Origin of the sequence: Paraburkholderia sp. (genome assembly GCF_035656215.1) — a bacterium.
Taxonomy (GTDB): domain Bacteria; phylum Pseudomonadota; class Gammaproteobacteria; order Burkholderiales; family Burkholderiaceae; genus Paraburkholderia.
Genome location: NZ_DASRSY010000052.1, coordinates 1 through 7,511, shown reverse-complemented (window position 1 = coordinate 7,511; position 7,511 = coordinate 1). Strand labels below are relative to the sequence as shown.

9 protein-coding genes and 1 pseudogene are annotated in these 7,511 nt (G+C 59.8%); 1 reads left to right on the top strand and 9 read right to left on the bottom strand.

The features are described 5' to 3' along the window. Positions 1-202 precede the first annotated feature (202 nt). The 3 genes and pseudogenes from VFE81_RS02825 to VFE81_RS02815 form a co-directional block, all read right to left on the bottom strand. Positions 203-415, bottom strand: coding sequence for a hypothetical protein (locus VFE81_RS02825; protein WP_325043137.1), 213 nt, complete (start codon positions 413-415; stop codon positions 203-205). Between the two features lie 226 nt (positions 416-641). Next, a pseudogene (locus VFE81_RS02820) lies at positions 642-872 on the bottom strand (IclR family transcriptional regulator domain-containing protein); the annotation flags it as partial. A gap of 273 nt (positions 873-1,145) precedes the next feature. Then, entirely contained in the window at positions 1,146-1,475 is a 330-nt protein-coding gene (locus VFE81_RS02815) for a MipA/OmpV family protein (protein ID WP_325043136.1), read from the bottom strand. A gap of 282 nt (positions 1,476-1,757) precedes the next feature. On the opposite strand from VFE81_RS02815, the gene VFE81_RS02810 reads away from it, so the two are divergent. Next, on the top strand, positions 1,758-2,693 hold the full coding sequence (locus tag VFE81_RS02810) for a DMT family transporter (RefSeq protein WP_325043135.1): 936 nt from the start codon (positions 1,758-1,760) through the stop codon (positions 2,691-2,693). A gap of 40 nt (positions 2,694-2,733) precedes the next feature. Here the strand turns inward: VFE81_RS02810 and VFE81_RS02805 are convergent, their stop codons facing one another. The 6 genes from VFE81_RS02805 to VFE81_RS02780 all read right to left on the bottom strand — a co-directional run. Then, positions 2,734-2,985: a hypothetical protein gene (locus tag VFE81_RS02805; RefSeq protein WP_325043134.1), complete on the bottom strand. Its 252-nt coding sequence runs from the start codon at positions 2,983-2,985 to the stop codon at positions 2,734-2,736. Beyond that, positions 2,982-3,215, bottom strand: a complete 234-nt coding sequence (locus tag VFE81_RS02800; RefSeq protein WP_325043133.1) for a hypothetical protein — start codon at positions 3,213-3,215, stop codon at positions 2,982-2,984. The genes VFE81_RS02805 and VFE81_RS02800 overlap by 4 nt, the downstream gene beginning before the upstream one ends. Positions 3,216-3,790: 575 nt before the next feature. Then, positions 3,791-4,477, bottom strand: a complete 687-nt coding sequence (locus VFE81_RS02795; protein WP_325043132.1) for a DUF2242 domain-containing protein — start codon at positions 4,475-4,477, stop codon at positions 3,791-3,793. Between the two features lie 177 nt (positions 4,478-4,654). Beyond that, entirely contained in the window at positions 4,655-5,296 is a 642-nt protein-coding gene (locus VFE81_RS02790; RefSeq protein ID WP_325043131.1) for a transglycosylase SLT domain-containing protein, read from the bottom strand. Between the two features lie 114 nt (positions 5,297-5,410). Further along, on the bottom strand, positions 5,411-6,688 hold the full coding sequence (locus VFE81_RS02785; RefSeq protein WP_325043130.1) for a cytochrome-c peroxidase: 1,278 nt from the start codon (positions 6,686-6,688) through the stop codon (positions 5,411-5,413). Between the two features lie 8 nt (positions 6,689-6,696). Then, on the bottom strand, positions 6,697-7,511 hold an 815-nt coding region (locus tag VFE81_RS02780), incomplete at its 5' end, for an alkaline phosphatase family protein (protein WP_325043129.1).

Sequence of the window (7,511 nt, the reverse complement as noted above, 5' to 3'; positions counted from 1 at the left end):
GGTTTCTTGAGCATGACGCTCATTAAACGACAAAGCCCGGCGCATGGCCAGGCTTCGGGGGTACTTTGTCAGCAGTCTGAGGCCAGAGCAGAAGCTCTGGCCTTTTTGCTGGCGACGTTTAACCGGAACTGCGCTGCACTCGCCGACTAGCAGCGCGCAGAAGAGAACCGGCAGGGTTCGCCCGACAAAACCAAGCCTGAGCTTAGTTTGCCGTGCCCTTGTCGTTCGTGCCAGCAGCCGAAGCAGCCGACGAAACCGGAGCGCGCTTACCATGCGTCTTCAGCTTCTTGCTGTGGTGCTTCTTCGACGCGCTAGCTGCAGCGGCCGGCGCTGCTGCGTCCGATGCCTGTGCGAAAGCTTGAACGGAGACCAGCGCGATCGAAGCGGCTGCGAGCGAGACGATAAATTTTTTCATGTGTTGTTCCCCAAACCTGGACGACTGAGTCAATGTGAATGAAATAGCTGCACGGTGAAGCAGACAGGGCTTGAGGCGCCTTACCGCTCCCCGCGGGAGAGTATTACGCAGCGTAGGCGGTTTGTCATGCCCAAAACTCGATATGTATTTTCCGGGAGACAGCTTGCTTTCGGTATGCTTTCACTCGTTAAGCACACCGTATCGGGGAAATTACCTAGCCCCGCTTTCAGACGAGGTTTCGCAGCAAACTGGCAGTATCCTGGAGGGTTGGCAGCACCCGATGCAACGCGGCATTCGCCGACTCCTGGCCGATCGGCATGCTCACGCTGATCGCCGCCACGACCGAGCCATGCCGATCACGCAACGGCACCGCGACGCCCCGCATGCCCAATTCCAGTTGCTGATCGGTAACGACGTACCCATCGCGGCGGATTTCGCCCAACACTTCGCGCAGGCGGCGCGAGCCAGAACAACTTGCCGTCGGTCCAGCCGACCGACACCTTCGCGCTGTCGAAACCGCCTTTCACCGCATACGGCAGGAAGCGGCTTGCGGCCGCCTGCGCGTCGGTGACGCCGTAGAACGTCTGCTAGCGACCGCTGCCGCGTGCACGCTGCCGGTGACGCTGATGTCGTTGTCGACGGTTTGCAGGACCGGCACAGTCAGATCGACATCCCCGTTGGTGCCGTGACTCGTATGCATAAGCGGCTGGTCCAGCGTGATGCTGATGGTCTACGGACCGAACAGATGCGCGCCGACCTGCACGGACATCATCACCGAACCAGGAATCCGGCCCATGCCCTTCAGATAGTCCGAGCCCGGCAAATCGGCACGCTTGCTGTCGGTACGGCCGAAGTCGTAGCTCAGCGCCGCCGATGCGAACAGCCCATTGGCGAAGGTGTGCTTGTAACCAAGGCCGTCCGTCGGACTCAGAAAGATGCCGTTGCTGAACTCCGCGGAGATCAGCGGAGCGACGAACGGACGGTAATCACGGCTACCCTGATAGCGCGGCGCCACGCCCCCCGCCAGCGAAAACATATAAAAATTCTCGGCGTATGCCATCGACGAGCAGCTCAGGCCAAACAGCGGAACACACAGATAAAAGAGGCGCCTGCGCACGATCAGGACTTTTTATTTGAGATGGAAGCCGCAGTCTAGGTACGCCGCCTCGTCGCGTCTGTTCTGAAGTTGGGGGAATGTGTGCGCAATTGTGTTCAAGTGCGGTGCCGGTGCCGGTGCCAATACCGATGCCGGTGCCGGTGAAGGGGGCCATGTCACAAGACGCTGTGCATCGCGTATAAATCCTGAGCGCCTTGTCAGAACAACCGAATTCGAAAACTGCAATTGAAACCCGACACACGCCAACACCTGCGCGCCAATCTGCTGATGCTGATCGCGGCCATGATCTGGGGCTCCGCCTTCGTCGCGCAACGCTTGAGCCTCGATGCGATCGGGCCGTTTCTGTTTACCGGATTGCGTTTCCTGCTCGGCGCGCTGGTCGTGCTGACGATGATCGTCTGCGTGCGGCGCTCCGCGCTTGCGGAATTGTCGAAACGCGAACCCGGCGGCGCACGCGAATTGCTCGGTGCCGGTGTGCTGCTCGGCGTCGTGCTGTCCGCGTCGATTTCGTTGCAGCAGATCGGCCTGCAATACACGAAGGTCGCCAACGCCGGCTTCATCAGTTCATTGTATGTGGTGATCGTGCCGCTGCTCGGCGTGCTGTTTCGTCATCGAACGGGATTCGGCACGTGGTTCGGTGCGACACTCGCGGCGCTCGGGATGTACTTTCTCAGCGTCAACGAGCACTTCTCGATCCTGTTCGGCGACTGGTATCAGCTTGCCGGCGCGTTGGTGATTTCCGTACAGATGATGCTGGTCGGCCGCTTCGCGTTGCGACACGACACACTCATGCTGGCGCTCGTGCAGTTCGTGACTTGCGGGCTCGTATGTCTGGGCATCGGCCTCATGATCGAGCCGATCAGCCTTGCGGTAATCGAGCGTGCCGCGCCGACGATTCTGTACGGCGGTGCGCTGTCGGTAGGTGTCGCTTATACGATTCAGGTGGTTGCGCAAAAGTACGCGGCGCCCTCGCATGCCGCGGTGATCTTCAGTATGGAAGGCGTTTTCGCCGCGCTTGCCGGGTGGCTCGTGCTCGGCGAAACACTGTCGACGCGCGCGCTATTCGGATGCGCGCTGATGCTCACCGGTTTGATCGTGTGCCAGGTGATGCCCACCCGGCGACGCGAAAGCGAACGTGATCGCTTGCCTCACGCTTCATGAGGGCTTGGCCAGTCGCCCGCGTGACTGCGTCCACCGTTAATTATGCGGCGCGTGGATACACGAAGAGCTTCAGAGTATCAGCAGTGGGTGGAAACACACACCAGCAGCCGTCGTCGTGACGAAAGAAAAAGAGACCGCGCGATCCGGCGTCTAGAGAAGTCTCTACACGCACGTAACGCCTGCCGCCCAGACGGGTGCGGCTGAATTCGGTAACGTGAACCGGAACTGAAGGCCCCGGCGCCAGCCATTTCTCGACCAGGAAACGCAGCGATTGTTCGCTTGTGGTCCTCATGATCCGCTCCGAGCCGGCTTGTCGTGAGGCGCCTCGCGTGCGGCTTCGGTGCTTTCGTCGCTATCGGCGGTATCGGCGGTATCGGCGGTATCGGCGGTATCCGCGTCATGCTCGGCGGACGCGAGGAAGATAGCCCGGTTGGTGGCTGCCGCCCGCAGCGTGCTGCAATGGCTGGCATGTCTGATATCCGAGAGAAGACGGACTAGCTGTCGTGCTGTTCTGCGTTTCATTACACACCCCCGCACTGCACCAATAACCTCAGAAAACACTTTAACTCTATGCCTGGATAGGGCGTTGCTGAAATGGTTTTGACTAAATAGCAACAGTTGCGCTTGCAAAAGCATAGACGCAATCTTTGTACCTTCCAGCTTCAATATACGCGTGTGGTGAGGTCGCTGTCTGTTCGGTGACGAGCGCTGGAAGCGCCGAAAAAGCCGAGCCGCCGGGCGGCAACAGATGGCCGGATGCGCAAGTTATCCACAATTGCCTATGAATAACTTCGGGATAGGGCATCGGACAGCCTGTGTGCGGAATCTTGATAAGACGCGCCGGCAGGCAAGCCCCGTCAAAGTTATCCCAGTTTTGTAGTTTTTCTACAGACGTGTTCCGCAGGGTTATGGTTTCTACAAGACGTTGATGTGAGGGGGAATTTGAAAGTTATCCACAGAAGGGGTTAACCCTTGTTAACTATTACTACATATATATACGTATGAAGTAAAAGACATAGGATAAGTACCGCTGCGTGATGGCATCAAAGGCTGATCAGGCCTTGATCAGCCCAAACCCCGCACGCATCGGCAGACGATCAAGGCGCTATGCCGGCTGCGTTCGCGGGTTGCACCGAAGCAGCCTTGTCGATCACATCGGGCATCTCGGGAAGAGGTGCTGGAATCGCCGCTTCAACCGGCACCGGCAACATACGGGTCTCGATGCGGTTGTTCGCAACCGGCTGCGTGCGCACCACCGTTTGCAGATAGTGATCGACGAGGCCGAAGAAACGATCGTAGAACTTGCCGGACGGGATCGTCTCACTCGAAATTTTGACCATCGCGTCGCTATTCGAGCGGATCGGCAACGACAGCGAACCCAGCACGCTTAACCCGACGCTCGCCGACGTATCGCTTTTCTTCAGCGCAAAGCCGTTCTGCACGGCGTTGACGTAAACGATGCTCGTATCGCTGGCCTCTTCGCCCGGCGTACACACCACATGAAACTCGACGACGATGTGTGTATCGCCGGTCGGCTGGAAATTTTTCGTTCCGTCGACGGTATCGGTACGCATCATCGTCGTCAGATAGCCCTGGCTTAGCAAAGCGCGGCGCGCGGCCTCACAGGTATCCGTGGTGCTCGAGTTGAAATTTCGGGCGTAAGGGCTCGCGCCCGATTCGAACAATTCCTGCTGGAATTTCGGCTGCGGGGTGCTGCTGCAAGCGACGAGTGTCAACAAGCCGAGAAGCGAGGCGGCGGTGGTTCTGGAAAACGAGGTGGACATGATCGATCAGAAGAGGCGCGGCGTGAGCATCGAATGGAAATGCATTGTAGAGCGGTTGCCGTGCGGGCGGAAAAAGCGCTCAGCGCACGCCCAGCGCCGCCTAACACGGCATCACGATCGATTCCCGCGGCTTGAAACGGCGGCAACGCAGAAGGAAAAAGACGGGAAAGCTGGCGATCAGTGCGATGTCACGGGCAATCCGCTCGACAACCCAGCGGCGCCGTTGACACCGGCGGCATTGACGGCCGGTATCGTAAAGGCATTGGCCCAGTTGTCCGACGCCTCACAACGATCAACCTCGCACATGCTGGCTTGCGCGTCCGAACGCGACGCGACGTCTTGCGACCCGGCGACGTCGGCGAAATCTTCGACGCGCAAGTTCACCTTCTTCGCGTAAGCCAGCGATCCACCGTAATTCTTGAGCGCCGCGTTCATGTCGCCGTTTGCCGAGCGCATGTAGCCGTACAGGATCGCCGAGCCCACTTCGATGTTGGCCGTCGGCTCAGTGAGGTCCTTGACGTTCCTCAGCATCCCGCGATGGGCGGCCGGCACCACCTGCATCAGCCCGGTCGCGCCGTTGGCGCCCTTGGCCTTTTCCTTGAAGCGGGATTCGATCGAAATGATCGCCAGCAGCAATGCCGGCGGCAGAGAATATTTCGAAGCGGCGGATTGCACCGCCGCGGAAATCTTTTGAGCCTTTTCCTTTGCCAGACCGAATTTCTGCGTTAAATACACGGACATGCGGTCACTGTTTTCGTCGGCCGTTGCGGTTTGCATCAGGCCGAGCGAAAGCACGATCAGGCAAAGTAACCGGCTCATAAGGGAGGACGGGAAAGAAGAGAAATTCGCGCATTATATCCCTGCCCGAAAAAGAGGCACGAAACGGCCCAAATTCGTCTTAGGAAAGGCAATCGGCTGCTCTGTCTGCACGCACTACTTCGACTGCTTCGGTTTCAGCACGTAGCCGTCGTTCAGCGTCGCAAGAAATGCGGCGACGTCGTCGATGTCCTGCTCCGACCACACAGGGCGCTCGCCTGCTTTGCGCGTGAGCGGCTCGTCGGTCGTATCCACATTCACGCGCAGCGCAACCGGCAAATCGTTGAATTTGTCGACCTTGCCATGCGCGTCTTTCGGATACCACTTCGCCGGATTCGTATCGCGCTGCACGTAGAAACGCAGCGCGTCCTTCAGCGTATGGAAGCGGCCGTTGTGGAAGAACACATGCCGCGTCGCCGTGTTACGCAGCGACACGGATTTGAAAAGTCCGCAGTTGCTTCTGTCGCTCGACTGGTCGGTGCGCAACGGCCCACACAAACCCATATCGAAGTAGGTCGGGTCCGCGTTCGCCCGCAACTCCGGATTGCGCGGCACACCGAGCGCCTGGAAGTTGAAGTCGGTGAAAAGCGGATGCGAGCCGTCGACACCCGATTGATCGATGTGGCACGACGCGCAATTGCCTACGGCCGGATCGTCGAACAGCTTCTTGCCGCGCAATTCGCGTGCCGTCAGCTGGACCTTGCCGTCGAGGTAGTAATCGAACTTGCTGGTGTACGGATGAAAGCTCGGATCCTCGAGCTCGAAGCGCTCGATGGCATACATCGCCTGGGTGAACGCCTTGCTGGGATCAGTGAAGATGTTCTGACCGAACACTTCCCTGAAGCGCGCCGCGTACGACGCGTGCTCCAGTTTCGCGAGTACCGCCGCCGGATCCTTGTTGGCCATCTCGTCCGGATTGAACAGCGGGAAACTCGCCTGGTCGTGCAGACGATTGAAGCGCCCATCCCAACCGAAGCCGCCCACCGGCGCGTTATCCGTCTCGCTCAGGCGCTCGGACATGCTGGCCGCCTGCGCATGACTCCACATCGGTGTGCGGTTCAGCACGTAGCGCAGGCTCGGCACGGCGCGCGTGCCTTGCGAACGCATGTCGGGCCCACCCAGTTGCGCAGCCAGCCCGTTGGGCGGCCCGTACGCGTGGGAGGGGCTATGACAGCTCGCGCACGACATCTTGCCCGACGCCGACAACGATGCATCGAAGAACATCAGCTTGCCGAGCGCCGCGGCGTCGCTGTAGACGGGCTTCGCATCGGCAGACGCGCCAGCCGCTGCTGCCCCCGTTGCCGCGAGCGGCAGCAGTGCGCCTCCGACCAGCGCCGCGAGCGCCGCCAATCGCGCGGCAGTGCGCCCGGTGAATCGCGTTGCAAAAAACGGCATCTGATCGCTTACAGGTTCGTGAAGATGTCGTTGCCGAACCCGGCCAGACCGGCCTGCCCCGCGTAGCCGAGATAACCCAGCTGGAAGATGTCCTCAATGCTCTTGAGCATCGAGTAGTGGTTGTACTGCACTGTCGACACCGTGCCCGGTTTGATGAACTTCGAGATCATCACCGCACCGGTCTGGTCGCCGCCGAAGCTCTGCTTGGTCAGGTTGATCGTCGCGCCCTTGTACGACAGCGACGAAGTCTCCGGGAACGCCGGCAGATTCGGACCCGGCTGCTGACTGCAGCAGGTTGTACCAGCGAAAGTCAGTTGCGTTTGTTTCGCCGAAGGCTGGGTCACTGACGCGTAACTGCTTTCGTCGAAGTTGATGATCAGCAGACCGTCCTTCTGGAACGCCGGCGAGGCGGTGATAATCGGCACCCACTTCTGCAGGAATGTGTTTGCGCTCGTCAGGCCGCCCGGTTGGCCATTCACGCACGGCGCGTCGTGACCGTCGTCGCACAGGTTCGGCGTGATCAGGTTGAAGTTGGCGGTGGTCGAGATCGATTGCAGGTCCGTTGTGAGCTTGTTCAGGTTCACGACGTTCTGGCCGCAATCCGGCGAATCGATAATCGAGTGGAAGTACATGAACGGGTTGTGACGCGTTGCATACTGGTCGCCCAGCGGGACCGCCGCGCTCGGCGCTTCGGCCGATTGGGTCAGGTCGGTCGTATTGAGCGTCGGGTGGCCGCATGTGGCGGCTTCGCGTGTCGGGTCGTAGCCCATGTCGCCTTCATAGCCCTTCCAGGTGTAGCCAGCGGCCTTCAGCTGGTCTGGCA

Coding starts and splice junctions, on each gene's coding strand:
- VFE81_RS02825 (WP_325043137.1), bottom strand. CDS start 415: ATGAAAAAATTTATCGTCTCGCTCGCAGCCGCTTCGATCGCGCTGGTC.
- VFE81_RS02815 (WP_325043136.1), bottom strand. CDS start 1,475: ATGGCATACGCCGAGAATTTTTATATGTTTTCGCTGGCGGGGGGCGTG.
- VFE81_RS02805 (WP_325043134.1), bottom strand. CDS start 2,985: ATGAGGACCACAAGCGAACAATCGCTGCGTTTCCTGGTCGAGAAATGG.
- VFE81_RS02800 (WP_325043133.1), bottom strand. CDS start 3,215: ATGAAACGCAGAACAGCACGACAGCTAGTCCGTCTTCTCTCGGATATC.
- VFE81_RS02795 (WP_325043132.1), bottom strand. CDS start 4,477: ATGTCCACCTCGTTTTCCAGAACCACCGCCGCCTCGCTTCTCGGCTTG.
- VFE81_RS02790 (WP_325043131.1), bottom strand. CDS start 5,296: ATGAGCCGGTTACTTTGCCTGATCGTGCTTTCGCTCGGCCTGATGCAA.
- VFE81_RS02785 (WP_325043130.1), bottom strand. CDS start 6,688: ATGCCGTTTTTTGCAACGCGATTCACCGGGCGCACTGCCGCGCGATTG.